Origin of the sequence: Plantibacter sp. CFBP 13570 (assembly GCF_014841395.1) — a bacterium.
In the GTDB taxonomy this organism is placed as follows: Bacteria; Actinomycetota; Actinomycetes; order Actinomycetales; family Microbacteriaceae; genus Plantibacter; species Plantibacter auratus.
This window is the reverse complement of the sequence record NZ_JACYTW010000002.1, coordinates 1-21,458: the sequence shown is the minus strand read 5'-3', so window position 1 is coordinate 21,458 and position 21,458 is coordinate 1. Positions and strand designations below refer to the sequence as shown.

19 protein-coding genes, 1 tRNA gene and 1 pseudogene are annotated in these 21,458 nt (G+C 70.0%); 14 read left to right on the top strand and 7 right to left on the bottom strand.

Translation table 11 applies throughout. The features are described 5' to 3' along the window. The first annotated feature begins 68 nt into the window (after nt 1-68). The 6 genes from IFT89_RS01110 to IFT89_RS01085 all read left to right on the top strand — a co-directional run bounded on the left by IFT89_RS01110 (nt 69) and on the right by IFT89_RS01085 (nt 4,966). Nucleotides 69-770 carry a metal-dependent transcriptional regulator gene (locus IFT89_RS01110; RefSeq protein ID WP_079705381.1) on the top strand — a complete coding sequence of 234 codons (702 nt, stop codon included), beginning with the start codon at nt 69-71 and terminating at the stop codon, nt 768-770. A 249-nt stretch (nt 771-1,019) separates the two neighbouring features. After that, nucleotides 1,020-2,186 carry a CHAP domain-containing protein gene (locus IFT89_RS01105; protein ID WP_202937984.1) on the top strand — a complete coding sequence of 389 codons (1,167 nt, stop codon included), beginning with the start codon at nt 1,020-1,022 and terminating at the stop codon, nt 2,184-2,186. A 428-nt stretch (nt 2,187-2,614) separates the two neighbouring features. Further along, complete coding sequence (locus IFT89_RS01100) at nt 2,615-3,112, top strand: HNH endonuclease (RefSeq protein ID WP_079001921.1); 498 nt, start codon at nt 2,615-2,617, stop codon at nt 3,110-3,112. Between the two features lie 25 nt (nt 3,113-3,137). Further along, nucleotides 3,138-3,209, top strand: a tRNA-Arg gene (locus IFT89_RS01095). 78 nt (nt 3,210-3,287) lie between these two features. Continuing rightward, nucleotides 3,288-4,130 carry a LysR family transcriptional regulator gene (locus tag IFT89_RS01090; RefSeq protein WP_202937983.1) on the top strand — a complete coding sequence of 281 codons (843 nt, stop codon included), beginning with the start codon at nt 3,288-3,290 and terminating at the stop codon, nt 4,128-4,130. Nucleotides 4,131-4,312: 182 nt separating this feature from the next. Further along, on the top strand, nt 4,313-4,966 hold the full coding sequence (locus tag IFT89_RS01085) for a ScbR family autoregulator-binding transcription factor (protein WP_202937982.1): 654 nt from the start codon (nt 4,313-4,315) through the stop codon (nt 4,964-4,966). Between the two features lie 216 nt (nt 4,967-5,182). Here IFT89_RS01085 and IFT89_RS01080 read toward each other — a convergent pair whose 3' ends face one another. Both IFT89_RS01080 and IFT89_RS01075 read right to left on the bottom strand, forming a co-directional pair. Further along, nucleotides 5,183-5,854 (bottom strand): response regulator, encoded by a 672-nt coding sequence (locus IFT89_RS01080; RefSeq protein ID WP_202937981.1) that lies wholly within the window; start codon nt 5,852-5,854, stop codon nt 5,183-5,185. Next, entirely contained in the window at nt 5,854-7,593 is a 1,740-nt protein-coding gene (locus IFT89_RS01075; protein WP_202937980.1) for a sensor histidine kinase, read from the bottom strand. The genes IFT89_RS01080 and IFT89_RS01075 overlap by 1 nt, the downstream gene beginning before the upstream one ends. Before the next feature lie 228 nt (nt 7,594-7,821). Between IFT89_RS01075 and IFT89_RS01070 the strand changes: the two genes are divergently transcribed. Continuing rightward, on the top strand, nt 7,822-9,246 hold the full coding sequence (locus tag IFT89_RS01070; protein WP_137242074.1) for a CitMHS family transporter: 1,425 nt from the start codon (nt 7,822-7,824) through the stop codon (nt 9,244-9,246). 19 nt (nt 9,247-9,265) lie between these two features. On the opposite strand, the gene IFT89_RS01065 is transcribed toward IFT89_RS01070, so the two are convergent. Beyond that, nucleotides 9,266-9,763, bottom strand: coding sequence for a LysM peptidoglycan-binding domain-containing protein (locus IFT89_RS01065; protein ID WP_161578542.1), 498 nt, complete (start codon nt 9,761-9,763; stop codon nt 9,266-9,268). A 163-nt stretch (nt 9,764-9,926) separates the two neighbouring features. Between IFT89_RS01065 and IFT89_RS01060 the strand changes: the two genes are divergently transcribed. Next, nucleotides 9,927-10,961 (top strand): Gfo/Idh/MocA family protein, encoded by a 1,035-nt coding sequence (locus IFT89_RS01060; RefSeq protein ID WP_192018282.1) that lies wholly within the window; start codon nt 9,927-9,929, stop codon nt 10,959-10,961. Here the strand turns inward: IFT89_RS01060 and IFT89_RS01055 are convergent. Then, nucleotides 10,924-12,126: a glycosyltransferase family 4 protein gene (locus tag IFT89_RS01055; RefSeq protein ID WP_085511022.1), complete on the bottom strand. Its 1,203-nt coding sequence runs from the start codon at nt 12,124-12,126 to the stop codon at nt 10,924-10,926. The two genes, IFT89_RS01060 and IFT89_RS01055, sit on opposite strands and share 38 nt — an antisense overlap. A 116-nt stretch (nt 12,127-12,242) precedes the next feature. Here IFT89_RS01055 and IFT89_RS01050 point away from each other — a divergent pair, with 116 nt between their 5' ends. The 3 genes from IFT89_RS01050 to IFT89_RS01040 all read left to right on the top strand — a co-directional run bounded on the left by IFT89_RS01050 (nt 12,243) and on the right by IFT89_RS01040 (nt 17,526). Beyond that, a complete protein-coding gene (locus IFT89_RS01050) occupies nt 12,243-13,457 on the top strand; it encodes an ROK family transcriptional regulator (RefSeq protein ID WP_124768906.1) in 1,215 nt (404 codons plus the stop codon). Nucleotides 13,458-13,592: 135 nt separating this feature from the next. After that, nucleotides 13,593-17,294, top strand: coding sequence for an AAA family ATPase (locus IFT89_RS01045; protein WP_244650528.1), 3,702 nt, complete (start codon nt 13,593-13,595; stop codon nt 17,292-17,294). A gap of 16 nt (nt 17,295-17,310) precedes the next feature. Then, a complete protein-coding gene (locus IFT89_RS01040; RefSeq protein WP_137242067.1) occupies nt 17,311-17,526 on the top strand; it encodes a hypothetical protein in 216 nt (71 codons plus the stop codon). A gap of 36 nt (nt 17,527-17,562) precedes the next feature. Here IFT89_RS01040 and mscL read toward each other — a convergent pair whose 3' ends face one another. Genes mscL through IFT89_RS01025 form a run of 3 tightly spaced genes read right to left on the bottom strand, consistent with a single transcriptional unit; the run spans nt 17,563 to nt 19,034 of the window. Then, nucleotides 17,563-18,009, bottom strand: a complete 447-nt coding sequence (gene mscL / locus IFT89_RS01035; protein WP_137242065.1) for a large conductance mechanosensitive channel protein MscL — start codon at nt 18,007-18,009, stop codon at nt 17,563-17,565. A gap of 51 nt (nt 18,010-18,060) precedes the next feature. Next, on the bottom strand, nt 18,061-18,402 hold the full coding sequence (locus IFT89_RS01030; RefSeq protein WP_124768910.1) for an FmdB family zinc ribbon protein: 342 nt from the start codon (nt 18,400-18,402) through the stop codon (nt 18,061-18,063). Nucleotides 18,403-18,434: 32 nt separating this feature from the next. Next, nucleotides 18,435-19,034 carry a 5-formyltetrahydrofolate cyclo-ligase gene (locus IFT89_RS01025; protein ID WP_137242064.1) on the bottom strand — a complete coding sequence of 200 codons (600 nt, stop codon included), beginning with the start codon at nt 19,032-19,034 and terminating at the stop codon, nt 18,435-18,437. Between the two features lie 153 nt (nt 19,035-19,187). Here IFT89_RS01025 and galU point away from each other — a divergent pair, with 153 nt between their 5' ends. From galU to IFT89_RS01010, 3 genes and pseudogenes are all read left to right on the top strand, one after another. Continuing rightward, entirely contained in the window at nt 19,188-20,081 is an 894-nt protein-coding gene (gene galU, locus IFT89_RS01020) for a UTP--glucose-1-phosphate uridylyltransferase GalU (RefSeq protein ID WP_191940703.1), read from the top strand. Between the two features lie 135 nt (nt 20,082-20,216). Continuing rightward, nucleotides 20,217-20,870, top strand: coding sequence for a GNAT family N-acetyltransferase (locus IFT89_RS01015; RefSeq protein WP_202937978.1), 654 nt, complete (start codon nt 20,217-20,219; stop codon nt 20,868-20,870). 204 nt (nt 20,871-21,074) lie between these two features. Further along, a pseudogene (locus tag IFT89_RS01010) lies at nt 21,075-21,458 on the top strand (hypothetical protein); the annotation flags it as partial.

Here is a 21,458-nt window from a genome sequence, read left to right as displayed (position 1 = left end):
TGGCGCGGGAACGTCGCCGCCGCGCACTAGGCTTACCGGGAACGTGCAATCGGGCAGGGAGGGCGTCGATGACCGATTTGATTGACACCACAGAGATGTATCTCCGCACCATTCTGGAGCTCGAGGAGGAGAACATCATCCCGCTTCGTGCGCGGATCTCCGAGCGCCTCGGGCACTCCGGACCGACGGTCTCGCAGACGGTCGGTCGGATGGAGCGCGACGGACTCGTCGTCGTGTCGGGCGACCGGCACCTCGAGCTCACTGAACCGGGCCGACGCAAGGCGGTCCACGTCATGCGGAAGCACCGCCTGGCTGAGCGCCTCCTGAGCGACGTCATCGGGCTCGAGTGGGAGTTCGTCCACGAGGAAGCCTGTCGCTGGGAACACGTCATGAGTGAGCAGGTCGAGCGCAAGCTGCTCGACATGCTCAACCACCCCACCGAGTCGCCGTACGGCACCCCGATCCCCGGACTCGACGAGTTCGGCGACAGCCCCGCCGTCGCCTTCTCGCAGGGCGTCATCAACATCGTCGGCCTCGTCGAAGGACGCTCCGAGCCGGTCACGGCGACGGTCCGACGTCTCGGCGAGCCGGCGCAGGTCGACCCCGAACTCCTCCTGCAGCTGAAGCAGGCCGGCGTCATGCCGGGTCGCTCGGGAACCTTCGCGGCAGCGGGCGGCTACGTGCTCGTCACCATCGACGGTGTCGAGGGCGGCCTCGAGCTGCCCAACGAGCTCGCGACGCACATCTTCGTGGAGACCCCTGCCGCGTGAGCATGAGACGTGTATGAGGATTCCCTCATGTCCCCGTTTTCCCGTGATCGAAACGTGACTTTCCGAGGGGTAACCCGTAGGCTGTCACTCGTCCTGAAGGCCATGATCTGGCCCCAGGAAGACGACCGAGGCACCCCCTAGCCCGTCCCTCGGCCACACGAACCGACATCAATCGTCGGATGGGGCTGCGCCATGCCGATCGCCACACCGCGATCGTCGTCGCTCATGCGGGGTGCCGGAGGAATCCACTTGACTGCAGCTGGCGAGAGCGGCCCCGAACAGGCCGAGACGACCCCGAACGTCCTCACCCGGAAGCAGCTCCGACTCCAGGAGCAGGCCGCGAAGCAGGCGGAGCCGACCACCCCGTCCCAGTCGGCAACCGACGACGCGCTTGTCGCCGACGTCGCTCCGGACGCACCCGTCGAGCACCCCGAGATCATCCTCGACGATGCCGTGGTCGAGGAGGCCGACGCCGCCGTCACGACCGGCGAGGTCCGTCTCGACGAGCGGCCGCTGACGAAGCCCGCCGCGCCGGAGCCGACGACCCCGCAATCTTTCACCGTGACGTCCGCCACTGACACCTCGTTCGCGACCGTCGCTCCGCTCCGCACCGGCGCGGACCGCGTCGCGCGCAGCAAGCCCCCGGTCAAGCCGACCGCGTCGACGGTCGCCGTGCGCAAGCCGAAGCCGTCCGGAGCCCGACCCGGATCCGTCCGCGGCGTCGCCACCATGGCCTTCCTCGTGCCGGCACTGGTCGCCACCGTCGCCCTCCCGGCGTATGCGGCGAGCAGCAGCGCGCAGACCACGTACGGGACGTCCGCCTCGGAGCAGTTGAAGACCTCCGGCGCCCAGAGCGTCGTCGCTTCCGACAAGGTGGCCGACGCCCCGATCTCTCGCGATCTCTACAGTGCGACGACGCCGGACGAGCTCGCCGAGCGCCAGCGGCAGCTCGACGCCGCTGCAGCTGCCAGCAACGCCACCTACTCGATCACCGTCGGCGCACGCCAGGCCGGCGACGACTACCCCTGGTTCGACCAGGCGACCGACGACGAGGGCGGCGGGCTGTCACCACTGCGCTACTACTACCGTGAGTGCGTGGACTTCGTCGCCTGGCGACTCAACCGCGACGCAGGCACGCCGAGCGGGAACTGGGCCTTCACCTGGGGCAACGGCCTGCCGCCGAGCAGTGCCTACGGCTGGGCGGACTCGTGGCAGTACAACAAGGGGACCAACGCCATCGCCGGCTCCGTCGCCTGGTTCAACTACAACCACGTCGCCTACGTGCAGTCGGTCAACGCCGACGGGACGGTCACCCTGGAGGAGTACAACTGGGGGTCCGCGCGTCACAGCTACAACACGCGCACCATCGCCGCCAGTGCCGTGGCGCTCTACCTCTACCCGCCGGGCGTCGGCTGATCCGACCCGCTCGACCTGGATCGCGTCCCTCCGTCGGAGGGACGCGATTCGTCGTCGATGCGGGGTCACCGTTTGCGACCATGCGGTGTCCGCCGGTCGAAGCCGAGGTGGCGCGGAGGGGAATTCTCCTGCAACGTGCGGAAATCCGGTCGGTGTGGGTTAATCTGGTGCTCTGCAACTCGGAGAGGTTCAGGAGCTGATGCACGCTATACGTCGCCACGTGGTCGCGAATGGTCGCGGCCTCTACGTGCTGCGGCATTCCAGCCAAGCGTGCCGCGGCTCCGCCGTGGGTCAAGAGGGTGCTGTCGTCATGACAGTGCCCTTTTTTGTTCCCCGGAGACGACTCGATCCGGCGCGTCACGGACGCTGCAGGTGGTGATCGTCGACCGGTCGCGGCAGCCGTCGTGGCCCTTCGGAAGGGAACGTGCATGCGCACACTGGTGTTGAACGCGGGCTACGAGCCGCTCGCGATCGTCTCGTTCAAGCGGGCCCTCGTGCTCGTGATGCATCACAAGGCGACCGTCGTCGAGATCGACTCCTCGCATCCCGTGGTGGCGACGAGCGGATCGTTCGATCGGCCGTCGGTCATCCTGCTCACCAGATACGTCCGGATCCCGAACGCCCGCCGGGTGCCCGTGACCCGCCGCGGGGTGCTGCGCCGTGACGGCCACCGCTGCGCCTACTGCGGGAAGGCGGCGACGACAATCGACCACGTGCAGCCGCGCTCGCGCGGGGGTGTGGACAGCTGGGAGAACCTCGTGGCCTGCTGTCTGCGCTGCAACAACGTGAAGGGCGACCGCACGCCGATGGAGATGAACTGGAGCCTCCGGGTCTCACCGGGGACGCCGCACGGCTCGCAGTGGATGGTGCGGGGCGTCGAGCGCTCGGAGCCCGACTGGGAGCAGTACCTGGCGCCCGCCGCCTGAGCGACCGGCTAAACTCGTCGGGTCAGCCTCTGTAGCTCAATGGAAGAGCAGTTCCGTCCTAAGGAAAGGGTTGGGGGTTCGAGTCCCTCCAGGGGCACAGTCGGAGGTACGGTCGTCCAGGCGAGCACGGCTTCGCCTGTCGGGTAGGGCTGCGAGCACGCCGTAGGCTCGAAGCATGACGCACGACCTCCACCGCCAACTCGAACGCGACGCCGTCACCCTTCGTCAGCTGCGGTCGGCCGTGGTCGTCGCGGATGCTCGGACGCTCGGTGCCGCGGCGAACCTGCTCGGGGTCGCACAGCCGAGCCTGGCGCAGCAGCTGCGGCGGCTCGAGGCTGCGCTCGGGGTCGAGCTGTTCAGCGTCCTGGGGGAGGAGTACCGCCCGACGCGTGAGGGGCAGCGCTTCCTGCTGAAGGTCCGCACCTTCATCGACGTCGTCGCCGACATGGATCCCGCGTCACCGGCTCGGCACATCCGGGTCGGCCGTCCGCCGACGACGTGGGACGCGGTCGTCTCCGAGGCCGGTCGCCGCATCGACGTCCCGGCGGTCGCCGTCGCGATCGAACCGGTCGAGCAGCTGCACCTCGTCACCACCGGTCGTCTCGACGCCACCATCGTGCGTCTGCCGATGGAGCTGCCGGACGAGCTCGCCGCAGAGGAGATCGCTGCGCTGCCGCTCGGCGTCGTCATGCGCGCCGCGCACCCGCTGTCGGCGAAGGACGTCATCGAGTGGTCCGATCTCGCCGACCAGGAGCTGCTCCGTCCCGAGCCCGGCAAGGACCCGGCGTACTCGGCCTGGTTGGCCGGCGCGCTCGCGGCGCGCGGCTGGTACCCGCGCTCGCTGACGATCGACGCGGGGAACGACACCCTGTTCCTCGACGCCCTGCGCTTCGGTGAGCGACTCGTCGCCCTCCGTCCGGTAGCTGCGATGCGGGAGGACGACGGCCTGTGCTGGCGACCGTTCGCCGACGCACCTGAGCTCCGCGAACGGTTCGCCCTGGTCACCCGACGCGAGTGAGTCCGCTCGGTCGCGGTCGGTGATGACACCCTCGATGCGCCCTTTTGCGACCCGACCGGGATCTTCTCGCGATCAAGTCGGTCGACTTGTTCCGAATTTCTGCCGCGTTCGACACCGTCTTCTCAGCTCGGAGTGGGTACGCTTATCCCTGAATCGGGGGATGACAGAAGCAGGAAACGCACATGCCCGAACGACGACCACAGCAGCAACGAGGTCATGAACGACGCCAGACCGTCGTCGAAGGTGCCGCCCGCATGTTCGACCGGGTCGGCTACGGACAGGCGAGCCTGTCGGACATCGCCCGCGAGGCGGGGACGACGCAGGGTTCGCTCTACTTCTACTTCCCCTCGAAAGAGGAACTGGCGATCGCCGTCATCAACGAGCAGAGCACGCGCTCGATCGCTGCGCTGACCGCGCCGACCACCGCGCCCTCGCCGTTCGGTGGGCTGGTCCAGGCCTCCCGCCTCATCACCGAGCAGCTGCTCACCGATCCCATCGCCCGCGCCGGCCTGCGGCTGTCCCTCGAGCAGGGCGTCATCCAGGCTCCGACGACCGCGTTCCACGAGCAGTGGATCGCGAGCGTCGAGGAGCGGGTGCAGGCCTCGATCGAGCTCGGTGAGCTGCAGTCTCCGCTCGAGCCGGCGGAACTGGCGAGGTCCTTCGTCGCGTTCTTCACCGGGACGCAGCTCATCTCGAACCTGCTGGCCGGCCGGACCGACCTCCTCAATGCGGTCGACACCATGTGGCGGATCCTCATCGCGGCGGTCATCGTCGCGGATCGCCAGGCCGAGGTTCTTGCCGTCCTCGACGCAGCCTTCGAGGCGCAGGACGCCTGAGCGGTCGGCTGCACGTTAGGGGGTAGCCCTGACGCATGCGTCGTGAGGTCACCCTAAACTGAATCGGGTGATTAACTCACTTTGCTGATCGTCGTGCGACGACGGATGGATCACGGAGTGCGGGGGCATTCCGCGTTCCATCGGCGAAGAGTTGGTTCACGTGCCGGGCTGGGCGATGTCGTGGGGGGATCGCCCAGCCGACGGCGTGTGGACGCCTCAGCGGCCGACGCCTGGCGGCGCGTATCGGTGCTCTGGACGCCCGGTGGTCCCGTACCGCAGCTGCGTCGTCAGGAGACCTCGAGCGGCCAGCGCGGAGAGATACCGTTGCGCCGTCGCGCGTGAGACGCCGACCAGCTCGGCTACTTCGGCGGCCGAGCGCTCTCCGTCCGCCTCCGACACCGCTTCGAGGACTGCCGTCTCCGTCGCGGATCTCGACCGGGTCGTCGCCCCAGCGTCGCCGGAGTGCAGGATGCGCAGGGCGCGCTCGATCCTCTCCTGGTCGGCGTTCACCGCCTCGTCGAGGACGTTGCGGAAGCGGGCGTAGGCGGCGAGCCGGTCCTGGAGCACCTGGGGCGCGAACGGCTTCACCAGATACCCGAGGGCTCCCGCACGAAGCGCTCGGCGCACGGACGCACCGTCCGACGCTGCGGAGACGACGATGGTGTCGATCGGGAGGTCCACGAGGAGCTCGAGCCCGTTCCGATCGGGAAGGTAGCCGTCGAGGAGCACGAGGTCGGGCGGCTCGGCGGCGATGGTCCGTGCGGCCTCGGCAGCAGACCCGACAGGACTGAGCGCACGGAACCCGTCGACCTCGTCGACGATCCGGCAGTGCAGGCGGGCGACGTGGAAGTCGTCGTCGACGACCAGCACGGTGAGATCGGCCGCCATCATCCGTCTCCCGCCATGGACGGCGCCGCTACGACCGTCCCGGGGAGCCGCGCGCAGAAGACCGCTCCGTGTTCGCCGCGGACGCCGGGAGACGCCAACCAGACGTCCCCTCCTCGACGACGGGCGATGTCGCGTGAGAGGGGCAGACCGAACCCGTGGCCGTGGACGTCGTCCAGAGCGCCGTGGTCGCTGGTCGGGGAGGCGGGTGGAGCGTCGTCCTGGCCGGTCGCCACGACGCCGTCGCCCGAGTCCATCACGGAGCAGTGCAGCTCGGTGCCGTGGTCGAGGACCTCGACCTCCACCCAGGCCGGTCGGACCCGGCCCGCGACGGCCGCGTTCACCGCATTGTCGAGCAGGTTGCCGAGGACGGTGGTCACGTCCTCAGGATCGCACAGGGAGCCGGTGACGAGGGTCTCGGAGCCGATGGTCACGAGCACCCCGCGTTCCGCGGCTTCGACGCCCTTCGCGCCGAGGAAGGCCTGGAGGTAGGGCTCGGTGAGTCGGTCCGCGTGTTGCACCGGGTACTTCAGCGGTCCATGGTCGAGCACGTTGGCGAGATAGTCGCGGGCCTCGGCGTCCTGCCCGGTCTCGAGGAGTCCGGAGATCGCGTGCAACCGGTTCGCGAACTCGTGCCGCTGCGCGCGGAGGGCGGTCGTCATCGTCGCGACCGCGTCGAGCCGCCGGGTGAGCGCCTCGACGTCGGTACGGTCGCGGACGACGACCACCCGCCCGAGGTCGACGCCGTCCCGGGACACGGGCCGGACGTCGACGAACAGGACGCGGGACCCGACGACGAGCTGGGCCGAGGTCGGCGATGCGGCGTCGTCCACGACGAGGTCCACCAGTGGATCGGGCAGGTCGAGGTCGTCGAACCGGCGCCCGACGACCGACCCGATGTCGAGGAGCCTGGCCGCCTGATCGGTGCACACCGTCACGACGCCGTCCGGCGAGACACCGAGGACGCCTTCGCCGACCCCGCCGAGGACGGCAGCCTGGTTCTGCACGAGCGCGGCGAGTTCCTCCGGTCCGAGGCCGAGGGTCAGCCGCCGCAGCCGGCGCCGGATGAGCATCGAAGCGACCAGGCCGATCGTCAGCGCGAGGAGCGCTGCGCCCGCGACCAGCATGGTCTCGCCCACGACGTCGGCGAACACGCGCTGCGGGGCGAACCCGACGCTGATCTCGCCGACGACCTCGCCGGCGCCGGACGAGACCACGGCCCCACCGGTGTCGGAGGACTCGGCGGCGAAGACGGGCACCTTGGCGCGCGCGGACGGGCCGAGGGTGCCGGTCTCCCACGAGACCGACTCCGTACCGGCCAAGGCCGCTTCCGCGCTGGTGCTCACCCGGAGCCCGAGCTGGTCGGGGTCGGGGTGCGCCAGACGGATCCCGCGCTCGTCGGTGATGACCACGAAGAGCGCCCCGGTCCGTGCGCCGACCTCACGGCCGAGCTCCTGCAGGGGGCCGGTCCGGAGGTCGGCCGCCGTCGGCGTCCCCGGGGTACGTGCCTCGAGCGTCACGGCGGTGCGGACGTCGGGATCGCTCGCGACACTCTGGGCGATCGCGAGGGCGGTGGACTGGGCCTCCTGCACGAGGCGCTCGCTGCTCATCCAGGCGAACACGCCCGTGCACACGGCGACGACCGCGATGACGACGACCAGCTGCAGCACGAGCACCTGCGCCGCGAAGCTGGAGCGCCCGCCCCGTCGTCGACCTGGCCGCTCCGCTTCGTCGCCGATCATGGCTCCGATCGTACGTCGCCGGGGCGATGGGCGGCGTCGACCGCGTGATGAGCAGAATGCGCAGAAGGCCGTGTAACCCGCAGATCCGAGCCGAATGCCCACAAGCGAGACAGCTCCGTGCCGCTCCCGTACGGTTCCGGGAACGCCCGCCGCGCTCGGTCCATCGCCCGTGTCGCCGCGCCGCGTCCCGTCGTGCACACCGCGGTGCACGCAGACGAAGGAGTCGACATGCTGGTCATTCTCGGATTCGCGATGATCCTCACCTTCATGGTGCTGATCATGACGAAGCGCCTCACCCCGATGGTGGCGCTCATCATCGTCCCCACGGTCTTCGGGCTGTTCGCCGGCGCCGGACTCGGGCTCGGCGACATGGTCATCGAGGCGATCGGCAGCCTCGCTCCGACCGCCGCCCTGTTGATGTTCGCGATCATGTACTTCGGGATCATGATCGACGTCGGGCTCTTCGACCCGCTCGTCCGGTTCATCGTCCGTGCGCTGGGCAATGACCCGGCGAAGATCGTCGTCGGTACGGCGCTCCTGGCGGGCGCGGTGTCACTCGACGGCGACGGGTCGACGACCTTCATCGTGACGACCGCCGCGATGCTGCCGATCTACCTACGGCTCGGCATGAACCCGGTCGTCCTCACCTGCGTCGCCGGGCTCGCGAACGGCACGCTCAACATCGTCCCGTGGGGTGGGCCGACCGTCCGAGCCGCCTCGGCCCTGGGTGTCTCGCCCACCGAGATCTTCGTCCCGATGCTGCCGTCGCTCGCCGCCGGCCTCGTCCTCGTGTTCGCCTTCGCCTGGTTCCTCGGGCTGGGGGAGCGCAAGCGCCTCGCGGGCGTCGACCTCCTCGGCGACGGTGCCTCCGGCGTCGCAGCACCGGCTTCGGGTTCCGGGCCCGCCGACCACCCGCTCACCGGTGGCATGTCGACGACCTTCTCGACCAGTGCCCGTGGGCGCCTCGCGACCCTCGTCCGCCCCGACGACACGGCCATGGCCGACACGATGCTCGACCCCGAGCGCGACACCCTGCGCCCGCGACTCATCTGGGTCAACCTCGTGCTCACGGTCGCGGTCATGACGTTGCTCGTGCTCGACCTCGTCCCGTTGCCCTACGTGTTCATGGTCGGCACCGCCATCGCCCTCCTGGTGAACTTCCCGAGGCTCGCGCAGCAGTCCAAGGAGATCGTCGCACACGCCCCGAGCATCGTCGGCGTGGTATCGATGGTGCTCGCGGCCGGTGTGCTGATCGGTGTCCTCAACGGGACCGGCATGGTCACCGCCATGGCCGACTGGATCGTCGACATCATCCCGACGGAGCTCGGTCCGTTCCTCGCGGTCATCACCGGGGTGCTCAGCATCCCGATGACGTTCTTCATGAGCAACGACGCGTTCTACTTCGGCATCCTGCCGGTGCTGGCCGAGAGCGCCTCGACCTTCGGCATCGAACCGGTCGAGATGGCGCGTGCGTCGATCACCGGTCAGCCGGTCCACCTGCAGAGCCCGCTCGTGCCGGCCATCCTCCTGCTCGTCTCGCTCGCCAGCGTGAACCTCGGCGACCACCACAAGAAGGTCCTGTGGCGCGCCGCGATCGTCTCGCTCGTGATGCTCGTCGTCGGCGTGCTCGTCGGCACCATCCCGTTCGGCTGACACCGGCGGGCGCCGAGGCTCAACGCGTGGTCGTCCAGTCGAGGTTGACGATGTCGCCGATGTAGATGTCGAGTCCGAGGCCGGGGATCGACGGGTTCATGCGGAGCAGCTGCTGCTGCGGCAGGTCGAAGCGCTGCGCGATGTCGAAGAACACGTCGCCGGCGACCACCGTGTAGGTGAGCGGGTTGCCATCGGCGTCCGAGACGACCGGACCGAGCGCGCCGTCCCGCGGCCCGAGGTCGAACGCGGGGCCCTCCGGAAGGGGTTCCGCCGGTTCCGCCGGCGCGTTCGGCACGATCGGCGCCGGTTCAGGAGGCAGGGCGTCGCGCGCGGTCGAGGTGGGGACCGGGGCGACGGAGGGCGACGGGTCGGGCTGCTGGGTGACGACGACCGTCACCGGAGGCGGGGCCGGCTCCGAGACGCAGCCGCTCAGGGCGAGGAGACCGACGACGCCGATCGCGAGGTTCCGGGCGTGCGACAGCGCACGTCGACGTCCGGTCGATTCCTTCGGCCCCACAACGCATCCCCCCAGGATGGACCGGGCCTCAGCGCGGTCGGCGGGGCTCGGTCGAACCCTCAGCCTACGGCGAGGCGCCGCGAGCCCGAGCAGGGCTAGCCCCGAAATCCCGAGCGCCGGAGGCCCTCCAGTAGGCTGCTGGAACGCGCATCGAAGGAGAGCCATGACGGAGCAGGACATCGACCGGACCGGAACGGGAACCCCCGCGGCAGAACCGTCCACCGGCTTGCGATGGGGCATCCTCGGCCCCGCCGGCGTCGCGAAGAGCTTCACCGCCGACCTCCGACGGCACGGATTCGACGTCCGAGCCGTCGCCTCGCGATCCGCCGAGACCGCCGCCTCGTTCGCCGCCGAGTTCGACATCCCGAACGTCCACGTGGGGTACGAGGCACTCGCCGCCGACCCCGAGGTCGACGTGATCTACATCGCGACCCCGCACCCGTTCCACGCCGAGCAGGCGGTGTTGGCGCTCGACGCCGGGAAGCACGTCCTCATCGAGAAGCCCTTCACCCTCAACGCCGCCGAGGCGCAGGCGGTCGTGGCGCTCGCCGCGGAGCGTGGCCTGGTCGTCCTCGAGGCGATGTGGACCCGGTTCCTCCCGCACATGGTCCGGCTCCGCGAGCTGCTTGCCGACGGCGTCATCGGGCAGCCGCGCAGCCTCGTCGCCGATCACACCCAACTGCTCTCGGACGACCCGGAGCACCGCATGAACAACCTCGAGCTGGGCGGCGGCGCGCTGCTCGACCTCGGCGTGTACCCGGTCTCCTTCGCGTCGTCCGTCTTCGGGACCCCGACGACGATCCAGGCCACGGCCGCGCTCCGCGACACGGGGGCGGACATGCAGGTCGCGACCCTCTTCGGCTACGCGGACGGCCAGGTGGCGAACACCCTGTCGGCGAGCAACACCGTCGGCCCGAACCGCGCGGCCATCGTCGGGACCGACGGCTGGATCGAGTTCGACCGCGTCTGGTACACGGCGACGACCTTCCGGGTGTTCGGCACCGACGGCGAGGTCGTGGAGACCTACCGTTCCGAGGTGGACGGCCGTGGGATGCACTTCCAGGCGTGGGAGCTCGAACGGCTCGCCTCCGAGGGCCGCCTCTCCGGTGACATCATGCCGCTCGCCGAGACGGTCGCGATCATGGAGACCCTCGACGAGGTCAGGCGCCAGATCGGCGTCCGGTACCCGGGCGAGTGACCCGAGGCACCTGAACACGCGGGTCGAGACCACTCCGCCGTGCCCGAGCGCCCTCGTGCAGCTCGATGGCGTCACTGTAGTGCCCGATCAGGGCGCTGCTGACGCTCTTCCAGCTGCGCGGCAGGACGCCTGCCCGAGCTGCGGCACCGAACGCCGCCCGCTTCACCTCGTCGCCCACGAGGTCCTGGACGAACCCGCGCAGCTGTTCGAGCCTGCCGGGTTCGTACAGCCACCCGGTGCGGCTGGAGTCGACGAGGTCGACCGGCCCACCTCGACCGGTCGCGACGACGGGTACGCCAGAGGCCATCGCCTCCTGGATGGTCTGGCAGAAGGTCTCCGACTCGCCGGGGTGGACGAACACGTCCAGTCCCGCCATCGCGACCGCCAGCTCCTCGCCGCCCAGGAATCCGGTGAAGACCGCGTTCGGGAGCCGCTGTTCGAGCGAGGCACGCAGCGGCCCCTCGCCGACGATGACGAGCTTGACGCCCGGGAGCCCACCGAGCACAGCGAGGTCCTCGACCTGCTTCTCGGCCGCGAGCCGACCGACGTAGCCCACGATCCGTTCGCCGCCGGGAGCGACGGAACGACGCCAGGCCTCGCTGCGCCGCTCCGGGGAGAACCGCACGGCGTCGACGCCGCGCACCCACAGGCGGACCCGCGGGATGGCGTGCGCCTCCAGCTGAGCGATCGACTGCCGTGACGGCGCGAGCGTGAGCGTCGACCGGCCGTGGAGGCGCTCGACGTGCTGCCACAGCAACGCTTCGGCGACCGGGAATCCGTACCGTCCGGCGTAGGCCGGGATGTCGGTCTGGTACACGGCGACGGTCGGGACGCCTAGGCGCTCGGCGGCTTGGACACCGCGCCAGCCGAGGACGAACGGCGAGGCCAGGTGCACCACGTCGGGGCGGAAGCCGCGGAGGAGCTCCGTGATCCGGCCGACCCCGCCGGCGGCGACCCGCACGTTCCGGTAGCGGGGGAGCGGGATCGACGGGACGCCGTCCACCCGGAAGCCCTCGTGGAGTCGCGGCGTCGAGGCTCCGGCGCCGGGGGCGATGACGAGCACCTCGTCCCCTCGGTCCGCGAAGTGCTCCATGATGCGGAGCAGGGAGTGGGTGACGCCGTTCATCTGCGGCAGGAACGACTCGGTCACGATTGCGATCCTCACACCCATGATGCTCCGCGTCGTACGGGTCGCAGCGGTGCCCGGCGGGCGACGTGTCGGTGACCATCGGGTGACATCGCGGTGCCGCACGATGAGGCGCAGCCTGCTTTACTTATCGCATGAGTGCTGGTGGATTCGGAAGCGGCGGCGGGATCGCGTCGGAGCGGATCGAATCCTTCTCGTACACCCCGGCGCGGCGGCTGCGGCCGAATGCGAAGGTCCTGCCGGAGCACGCCCGTGGTCACAACCGGGCGCTCGTCCTCCAGACCCTCTTCGCCAGCGGTGCCATGAGTCGGGCCGACATCGCCCGCGCCACCGGCCTGACCCGGGTGAGTATCTCCGACCTCGTCGCCTCGCTCATCGCGGACAACCTCATCGTCGAGGTCGGCCTCCGCGAGACCTCTCGCCCGGGCAAGCCCGCCACGCTCATCGACATCAACCGCGACGAGTTCCAGATCGTTGGCCTCGACCTCTCCGACACCGAGGTGTTCAGAGGTGCTGTGCTGACCCTCGACGGCGAGGTCGTGACGATGCTCGAGGTGCCGCTCGACGGCGCCACGGGGACGGACGCGATCGCGAAGGCCGTCGCGCTCGCCGCAGACCTCGTCGAGGAGGCGACGGTCGAGGTGCTGGGCATCGGGGTCGGTTCGCCCGGCGTCGTCGACATGACCGGCACGGTCCGCAGCGCCCCGAACCTCGGCTGGACCGACGTCGACCTCCAGGGGGCGATCGAGCAGGTCGCCCAGGTGCCGGTCCTCGTCGCGAACGACGCCAATGCCGCGGTGCTCGCGGAGTACAGCTTCGGCGGGGCGGACGGCGACCTCATGCTCGTGAGCGTCGGGAACGGCGTCGGGGCGGGGCTGCTCGTGGGCGGCCATCCGCTCTTCGGGAGCCGGTTCGCCGCCGGTGAGATCGGCCACGTGGTCGTCGGCACCGACGGCGGGCCGCTGTGCGCCTGCGGGAAGCGGGGGTGTCTCGAGGCCTGGCTGGCCGTGCCGCACCTGCGCGAGCTCCTCGCGGCGGCCGAGGCGAGCGATCTTCCCGCCGCGGAGGTCGAGCAGCGTCGCGAGGAGATCCTGCGCGCCGCGGGGGAGCGCCTCGGTGTCTCGCTCGCCGCGATCGTCGGTGCACTGAACCTGTCGGAGATCGTGGTGAGCGGCCCGGAAGAATTGCTCGCCGGCGTACTCCTCGACGCGGCGATCGAGACCGTGCGGGCGCGCACGATGACCGAGTTCCACGGCGGCGTGCAGATCCGGATGAGCGAGCAGGGCGCCGACATCGTCCTGCGCGGCACCGCGGTGATGGTGCTCTCCGGCCTCCTCGGCGTCTCCTGACCCTCGGACGACGCGCGCGTCGCACATTTCCTCGGCGGACTCGGCGAAAAACCGCACCGCTTCCCGGTGTTTCCACTACCGGGCACGTATGGTGCAAGTGTGTGGCGGCTAGAGAAGAGACGGGATGACGGCGACGTGACGTCCGGAGTCGAACGGGAAGCAGCGGAGGCGCAACTCCGCGAGGGTCCCGTGGCGGCATCGGCAGGCGTGGTCGACACGGCGCTGCACGCCTGGCGTCAGCAGCTCAGCACGGTCGGCGGCCCCTCGCCGCTGCTCCACTTCGTGGACGCACCGACGACCCGGGTGGAGCTCAGCTCGACGCATCCCGGTGGTCTGCCGCAGTTCATCTCGGGCAAATCGACGCTGCTGTCGAACCTCATCCGTGACGAGATCGCGCTCCGCGGTGCGAAGCGCGCCGCCGACCGCATCACGACGAAGGGCATCGAGCTCTCCACCGTCCGCGGCATCGACGCCGTCCACCTCGCCGTCGGTCTCGCCCAGTGGACGCATCAGGGTGAGGACTTCAGCGCGCCGGTCCTGCTCCGGCCGCTGGCCATCCGCCGGTACGGTCGCGACTACGAGGTCAAGCTGCGCGGCGCCACGACCGCGAACCCGGAACTCGTCCGCGCCCTCCGCGAGCAGTTCGGCATCGTCCTCGATCCCGACGAGTTCGTCGCGCTGAGCGAGTCGGGCGGGGTCTTCAAGCCGCAGCCCGTCATCGACCGCCTCCGCTCGCTCGCCGCCGGGCTCGAATGGTTCACCGTCCAGCCGCGTCTGCTCGTCTCCTCGTTCGCCGCCGTCGGTCACTCCCTGCTCGACGACGCCGCCAAGCTCGACCACCCGATCCTCGACGCCGTCGCCGGCGACGAGGGTGCGGTCGGCCTCGTGCGCAGCAGCTTCACGCCCGTCGACGCGCCGGGCCAGGACGACCGCCCGCCGTCGACCGACACCCTGCTGCTCGACGCGGACGTCGAACAGGAGAACGTCATCGCGCAGATCGGTGCCGGCAACTCGCTCGTCGTCACGACGCTTCCAGGCACGGGCGGCACGCAGACCATCGTGAACGCGATCGGCGTGCTCGCGTCGCAGCACAAGCGCGTCCTCGTCGTCAGCCCCCGCCGCTCCACGCTCGAGGGCATCCGCCACCGCCTGACCAAGGTCGGTCTGCCGGGTCTGTGCGCGTCGCCGTCGACCCTCCGCCGCGACCTCATCCAGGCGATTACACGCAACGAGCGCGCGATCCCGCCGCAGGTCGGCGAGGTCGACGACGCACTCGTCCGGCTGCGTCGGGTCCTCATCGACTACCGCACCTCGCTGCAGGCGAAGGACCCGGACCTGCGGGTCTCGGTCATCGAAGCGCTCGAAGCACTCTCGAAGCTCTCCAAGCTGCCGCACCCTCCGGGAACCCTGGTCCGCCTCGACCGCCAGACGCTCGTCGGGCTCGCCGCAGGCCGCTCCCGCGCGGCGGAGGCGCTCGAAGGCGCGGCCGCCCTCGGCGAGTTCCGGTACGGTCCGGGCGACTCGCCCTGGTACGGCGCGTCGTTCGACACGACCGCGGAAGCCCAAGAGACCCACGACCTCGCCAAGCGCCTGCACCGTAAGGACCTGCCGCAGCTCCTGGAGCGCGCGTACGGCCTCATCGGGCAGACGCAGATGCGGCCGTTCGAGTCCATCGACGAGCTGGGCATCTACCTGCGACTCCTCGCGGACATCCGGGAGACGCTCGACCGCTTCCAGCCCGACGTCTTCGACCGGTCGCTCGCCGACCTGATCGTCGCGACGAGCCCGCGGAAGGACTCCGCCGCGATGTCGTCGGCGAGCCGCCGGCGACTCAAGGCCTTGGCCAAGGAGTACCTGCGGCCCGGCGCACACGTACCCGACATGAACGCCGCCCTCCGCCGGATCCAGCAGCAGCGCACTCTGTGGCAGCGCTACGTGACGACCGGCGCGCCGCCCGAGGTGCCGCTCGGCATCGCGGACGTCGAGCAGGCGTACCAGACGGTCGCCGCGAAGCTCGAGCTGGTCGACCAGCCGCTCGGCATCGCCGACACTCCGGACCGCCTCGGACGCCTCGCGATCCCGAGTCTCGTCCGCACGATCTCCGAACTCGCCGCCGAGTCGGAGGTCCTCCACAACCTCCAGGAGCGCACCGCGATCCTCGCCGGCCTGCGCGAGCAGGGTCTCGGCGAGCTCATCATCGACCTCTCACAGCGGCACGTGCCGCGGACGCGCCTCGCCGACGAGCTCGAGCTCGCGTGGTGGCAGTCGATGCTCGAACTCGTGCTCACCGAGGACCGCGGTCTGCTCGGTGCGAACACGAGCGTCGTCGAGCGTCTCGAGTCCGACTTCCGGCTGGTGGACGAGGCGCACGCCTCCGCCTCCGGACAGCTCCTCGCCTCGCTGCTGGCCGACACCTGGAAGATCGGTCTCGTCGACCATGCCGCGGAAGGCATGGCGCTCCGGTCGCTCCTCAAGCGCGATCGACCGCTCCGAGCGGCTGAGCTCGAGCAGGCGGCCCCCACGTTGTCCCGTGTCCTCGCGCCGGTCTGGCTCGTCTCGCCGTACGAGGTGCCGCGCATCCCCGAGAGCGCGTCCTTCGACGCCGTCTTCCTCGTCGACGCGGGGGCGACGCTCCTCGCCGAGAACGTGGACGCCATCCGTCGTGCGCGTCAGGTCGTCGCCTTCGGTGACCCCGTCACGCAGAGTCCGTCGCCCTTCGAGATCCGTCTGACGGATCAGGAGGCGACCCCCGAGCAGCACGCCGACATCGCCGAACTGCACCGTGAGTCGGCGCTCGAACAGCTGAGCTCGGTCCTGCCGACCCTCATGCTCACGCGCTCCTACCGCGCGGGAGGCGAGGACCTCGCAGAACTCGTCAACGAGCGGTTCTACGGCGGCCAGATCGACTCCCTGCCCTGGGCGGGTTCGTTCCTGGGCCACGGCAGCCTGAGCCTCGACTACGTGCCCGGCGGGCTCGGCATGCCCGACCCGGTCACCGGAGCGGTGGAGAGTGTCGACGTCGAGGTCGAACGGGTCGTGGAACTCGTCCTCGAGCACGCCTCGAACCGCCCGAAGGAATCCCTGATGGTCGTGACCGCGAGCGACAAGCACGCGGTCCGGGTCCAGCAGGCGGTCCTCGCAGCGTTCTCCCGTCGTGCCGACCTCTCCGACTTCCTCCTGCGCGAGCGGGCTGAACCGTTCACCGTCCTGACGCTCGAGCAGTCCGTGGCCGAGAGCCGCGACCGCGTCATCTTCTCGATCGGGTACGGCCTCACGCCGCACGGACGGGTCCTGTCCGACTTCGGCGCGCTGGGTCAGCCCGGCGGCGACCGACTGCTCGCGGTCGGCATGACGCGCGCACGGCGGTCCATGGTGATCGTCTCGTGTGTCCGCCCCGAGGACCTCGACCAGAACCGGATCCAGCACGGCATCCTCGCTCTCGCACGCATCCTCACGGACACGTCGCGACGCGCCTCCGAGGATCAGGCGACGCACGAGGCCGAGCCGATGCTCGTCGACCTCGCGACGCGCCTGGAGACGCTCGGGATGCGGGTCGACATGGGCTACCGCGGCAAGCTCGCCCTGGTCGCCTCGTGGGGTGGCCGAGCCGTCGTCGTCGAGTGCGACGAGGAGCTGGGCGACGCGAGCCTCCGGGAGTCGCTGCGGCTCCGGCCCGACGTCCTGCGCCGCCTCGGCTGGCACTACGTCCGTGTCCACAGCTTCGACCTCTTCGCCGACGCCGAGGCGGTCGCGCAGCGCGTGGCCGGTGTGCTCGGGCTGAACACCACCGAGCACCTCGACACCGCGCCGATCGCCGTGCAGGTCCCACGCCACTGATGGTCGGACGCTGATCATGCAGGACGATCAGGAGCCACGGATCGTCCGTCCCCGAGGATCGAGGCGGGCGATCCGCCCCGGTGCTCCCGGGACGGATCCCGCACCGCAGCTGCCCGCCGGTCCGGTCAAGGCGGCGGAGGACACCGACGCCGCCTGGGGTGGCACCGCCAAGCCCGCGGGCGGCGGTGGCAACGACGACGAGCTGCAACGCAACGTCCCGCCCCACTGGTGAGCGGGACGGGACGTCGGTGCTGCTGGACGAGCCGGACTAGCGGCCGTCGGTCGTGTCGTCGCGTGCGGGCGGCAGCGGAGCGCTCGTGCCCGTCTTCAGGACGTCGCGGATCTCGGTGAGGAGCGACAGCTCGCTCGGTGCTGCCGGCTCGTCGGCGACGGTCGGCTTCGTCGTGATGCGCTTGAAGTGGTTCATCGGCAGGACGATGACGAAGTAGACGACGGCGGCGACGAGCACGAACTGGATCGCCGCGCCGAGGAACGCACCGAACTGGAGCTTCGCAGTCGCGCCGGCGAGCGTCGGGATCTCGACGATGAAGGCGTCCTTCAAGCTTTCCGCCTTGAAGAGTGCCCCGAGCAGCGGGTTGAAGATGTTCTCGACGAGCGAGTTGACGATGGCGGTGAACGCGGCCCCGATCACGACGGCCACGGCCAGGTCGATCACGTTGCCGCGGAGGATGAACTCCTTGAAGCCTTTGAGCATGGGGTCTCCCTGAGGATCGGGGATGGGCAGGACCCTGGCTACGCTACCGGCTCAGGACGTGGCGCTCCCGGCGGAGGCCGGTGTGGCGCTGGAGCCGGAGCTGGAGGAGCCGCCCGAGGAGGAGGATCCGCCCTTGGTGTCCGAGGAGGACGAGCTCGACGACCCCTCCGAGGACTTCGAGGAGGCCGGGATGGAGCTCGAGCCCTTGCCGGCACCGGCGCGGGAGTCCGTGCGGTAGAAGCCGGAGCCGTTGAACGTGACACCGACCGCGCTGAACAGCTTGCGCAGCTTGCCGGAGCATGCCGGGCACTCGGTGAGGGAGTCGTCGGTGAAGGACTGCTGGACGTCGAAGGCGTTGCCGCACTCGGTGCAGCGGTAGGCGTAGGTGGGCACGGGGTCTCCTGGGATGTGGTGGGTCGGCGCGCTCAGCGGCGCGGTCGGACCTGGTCGAAGTCGAGGATGCGGCTCGGGGTCACGGCACCGCCGACGGGTTCGTCGTGGATCTCGCTCGGGACCTCGTCGAGGATCTCGGTGTCGTACAGCACGGCGTAGACGGGTGGGCAGCGCTCCATCGAGCCGAGCGTCTTGTCGAAGTACCCGCGACCCCAGCCCATGCGCATGCCGTGGGCGTCGACGGCGGCCGCGGGGACGAGGATGAGGTCGACGTCGTTGATCGCGATGGGACCGAGGGTGGTACCCACGACCTCGGGGGTACCGGCGAATCCCACCGTCTCGATGCCCGCTTCGCCGATCGTCCAGTCGAGGAGCCCGTCGGTGCGGGTGATGGGGAACAGGATGCGGATGCCCGCCTCCTGCGCCCACTGGAGGAAGGGACGGGTGTCGGGCTCGCTCGGGGAGGAGAGGTAGCAGGCGATGGAGCTCGCGCCGAAGCGGGAGACGAGGGCTCGGAGGTTGTCCGTCAGGCCGGTGGTCGAGCGCTCCTTCTCCAGGGAGGTGAGCAGCTCCCGCCGCTCACGGAGCTCGGCGCGCAGCGCTCGTTTCTCGTGTTCGGCGGGGCTCGTCATGCGACCTATTCTAAACGGCTCGTCGTCGCGCCCGGCTCGTTGCCCGACGTCCTACCCGACATCCGCCGCCTCGTCCAGGGGTTCAGGGGATTTCACCCTCGATCGAGGGGGTATTCGGCGACTTCACCGACTCCACACGATAGGTTTTCCCTCATGACCACTCGTGTTACCAAAGCAGTCATCCCCGCAGCAGGTCTCGGCACCCGGTTCCTTCCGGCGACGAAGGCCCTGCCGAAGGAGATGCTCCCCGTCGTCGACAAGCCGGCCATCCAGTACGTCGTCGAGGAGGCCGTCAGCGCCGGGCTCGCCGATGTGCTCATGATCATCGGCCGCAACAAGAACGCGCTCGCGAACCACTTCGACCGCGTGACCGAGCTCGAGCTCAACCTCGCGAAGAAGGGCGACACCCAGCGCCTCGAGAAGGTCAACGAGTCGAGTGAGCTCGCCGACATCCACTTCCTGCGCCAGGGAGACCCGAAGGGCCTCGGCCACGCCGTCCTGCGGGCCAAGCGCCACGTCGGCCACGAGCCCTTCGCCGTGCTCCTCGGCGACGACCTGATCGACGCCCGCGACGTCCTCCTCGAGCGCATGCTCGACGAGCAGGACAAGCGGAACGCGACGATCATCGCCCTCATGGAGGTCGACCCCGATTCGATCCACATGTACGGTGCAGCAGCCGTCGAGGCCACCGACGACGCCGACGTCGTGCGGGTGACCGGCCTCGTCGAGAAGCCTGCGAAGGAGGACGCCCCGTCCAACCTCGCCATCATCGGCCGCTACGTGCTGAAGCCCGAGGTGTTCGAGATCCTCGAGCGCACCGAGCCGGGCAAGGGTGGCGAGATCCAGCTGACCGACGCACTCCAGGAGATGGCCGCCGACGTCGAGGGCACGGGCGGCGTCTACGGCGTCATCTTCCGTGGCCGTCGCTACGACACGGGCGACCGCCTCGACTACATCAAGGCGATCGTGCAGCTCGCGGTCGACCGCGAGGACCTCGGTCCCGAGCTCCGTCCGTGGCTCAAGGGCTTCGCCGGGGACCTCGACTGAGTCCGTCGGACGACACACGACGCGCCCCGGGTCCGCAGCAGCGGATCTCGGGGCGCGGTGCTGTCGGCACCACGGTGTCGGTGCAACGGTGAGTGCTCCACTAGGCTCACCACAGAACGCGAGAGGGGTGGCACGGTGGCGCAGGTCGTACCCGTTCTGAGCAGTGGGCGAGTGAGCATCCGGCCCATCAAGGTCCGTGACGCGAGGCCGCTCGAGCGCGAGCTCGCGGAGAACCGAGCCTGGTTGCGCCGCTGGGAGGCGACGAGCCCCTACGGCCCGGTCCCGGCCGACAGCCGTGCGGCGATCCGGTCGTTGCAGAACCACGCGCGCTCGGGTGCCGGCCTCCCGTTCGTCATCGAGGTCGACGGGGAGTTCGCCGGCCAGCTCAACGTCTCCGGCATCACCTACGGATCGCTGGCCTCGGCGTCGATCGGCTACTGGGTCTCCCAGCGGTTCGCTGGTCTCGGTGCCACACCGATCGCGACCGCCCTGGCCACCGACCACTGCTTCACCGCCCTGCAGCTCCACCGTCTGGAGATCTGCATCCGGCCCGAGAACACTCCGAGCCTCCGGGTCGTCGAGAAGCTCGGGTTCCGGTACGAGGGACTGCGGCGCCGCTTCATCCACATCGACGGCGACTGGCGCGACCACTTCTGCTTCGGCCTCGTCCGCGAAGAAGTCCCGGGCGGCGTCCTGAACCGGTGGTTGGACGGCCAGGTCCCGAAGGACGCGTGCGTGATCCCCGAGGCCGATCGTCTCGCGGCCGCGTCGCCGTTCCCCACCCGCTGACCCGGCTCCCCGGTCCCTGCGTCCACCTCCACCGGTCCCTGAGTCCACCTCCACCGGTCGCTGAGTCCACCTCCACCGGTCCTTGAGCTTGTCGAAGGGCAGCGTTCGCTGGGAGACACCTGCCGAAGCCGTTTTCCCCCTCTATCCGGGGACACACCCGACGACTGCCCGTCTCCGGTCGTTGCACCCGCTACGGTCAGGGACATGGACGGCGGATTCCTGAGCGGTGGGGTGATCATTCTGGTCGCAGCGATGCTGTGGCTGGTGTACCTGGTGCCGTCGTGGGTGCGCGACAGCCAGTTCTCCGCCAGCGAGCGCAACGCGATCCGGTTGCAGCAGACGCTCCGTGTGCTCGCCGAGACGGCTGAGGTCCCGGAGGCCGTGCGGCTCGAGGCGACGTCGCGTGAGGTCGCCGCGCAGCGCAAACTCCTCAAGCAGCTCGAGGCCAGGACGAAGGCGACGGCTGAGGCTGCGGCCCGCGTCGAACTCGCCGAAGCCGACCGGATCCGCCGCGAGGAGGAGGCCAGGGCCGTGCAGGCCGAAGCCGCCGCCCGTGCCGCGGAGGACGCTCGTCGTGCTGCCGCTGCC

Bases quoted from the DNA above. Each gene is read 5' to 3' on its own strand.
- IFT89_RS01025 (WP_137242064.1), bottom strand. From the start codon at position 19,034: ATGACGAGCCCCGCCGAACACGAGAAACGAGCGCTGCGCGCCGAGCTC.
- IFT89_RS01070 (WP_137242074.1), top strand. From the start codon at position 7,822: ATGCTGGTCATTCTCGGATTCGCGATGATCCTCACCTTCATGGTGCTG.
- IFT89_RS01050 (WP_124768906.1), top strand. From the start codon at position 12,243: ATGAGTGCTGGTGGATTCGGAAGCGGCGGCGGGATCGCGTCGGAGCGG.
- IFT89_RS01090 (WP_202937983.1), top strand. From the start codon at position 3,288: ATGACGCACGACCTCCACCGCCAACTCGAACGCGACGCCGTCACCCTT.
- IFT89_RS01060 (WP_192018282.1), top strand. From the start codon at position 9,927: ATGACGGAGCAGGACATCGACCGGACCGGAACGGGAACCCCCGCGGCA.
- IFT89_RS01110 (WP_079705381.1), top strand. From the start codon at position 69: ATGACCGATTTGATTGACACCACAGAGATGTATCTCCGCACCATTCTG.
- galU (WP_191940703.1), top strand. From the start codon at position 19,188: ATGACCACTCGTGTTACCAAAGCAGTCATCCCCGCAGCAGGTCTCGGC.
- IFT89_RS01075 (WP_202937980.1), bottom strand. From the start codon at position 7,593: ATGATCGGCGACGAAGCGGAGCGGCCAGGTCGACGACGGGGCGGGCGC.
- IFT89_RS01080 (WP_202937981.1), bottom strand. From the start codon at position 5,854: ATGGCGGCCGATCTCACCGTGCTGGTCGTCGACGACGACTTCCACGTC.
- IFT89_RS01040 (WP_137242067.1), top strand. From the start codon at position 17,311: ATGCAGGACGATCAGGAGCCACGGATCGTCCGTCCCCGAGGATCGAGG.
- IFT89_RS01100 (WP_079001921.1), top strand. From the start codon at position 2,615: ATGCGCACACTGGTGTTGAACGCGGGCTACGAGCCGCTCGCGATCGTC.
- IFT89_RS01085 (WP_202937982.1), top strand. From the start codon at position 4,313: ATGCCCGAACGACGACCACAGCAGCAACGAGGTCATGAACGACGCCAG.
- mscL (WP_137242065.1), bottom strand. From the start codon at position 18,009: ATGCTCAAAGGCTTCAAGGAGTTCATCCTCCGCGGCAACGTGATCGAC.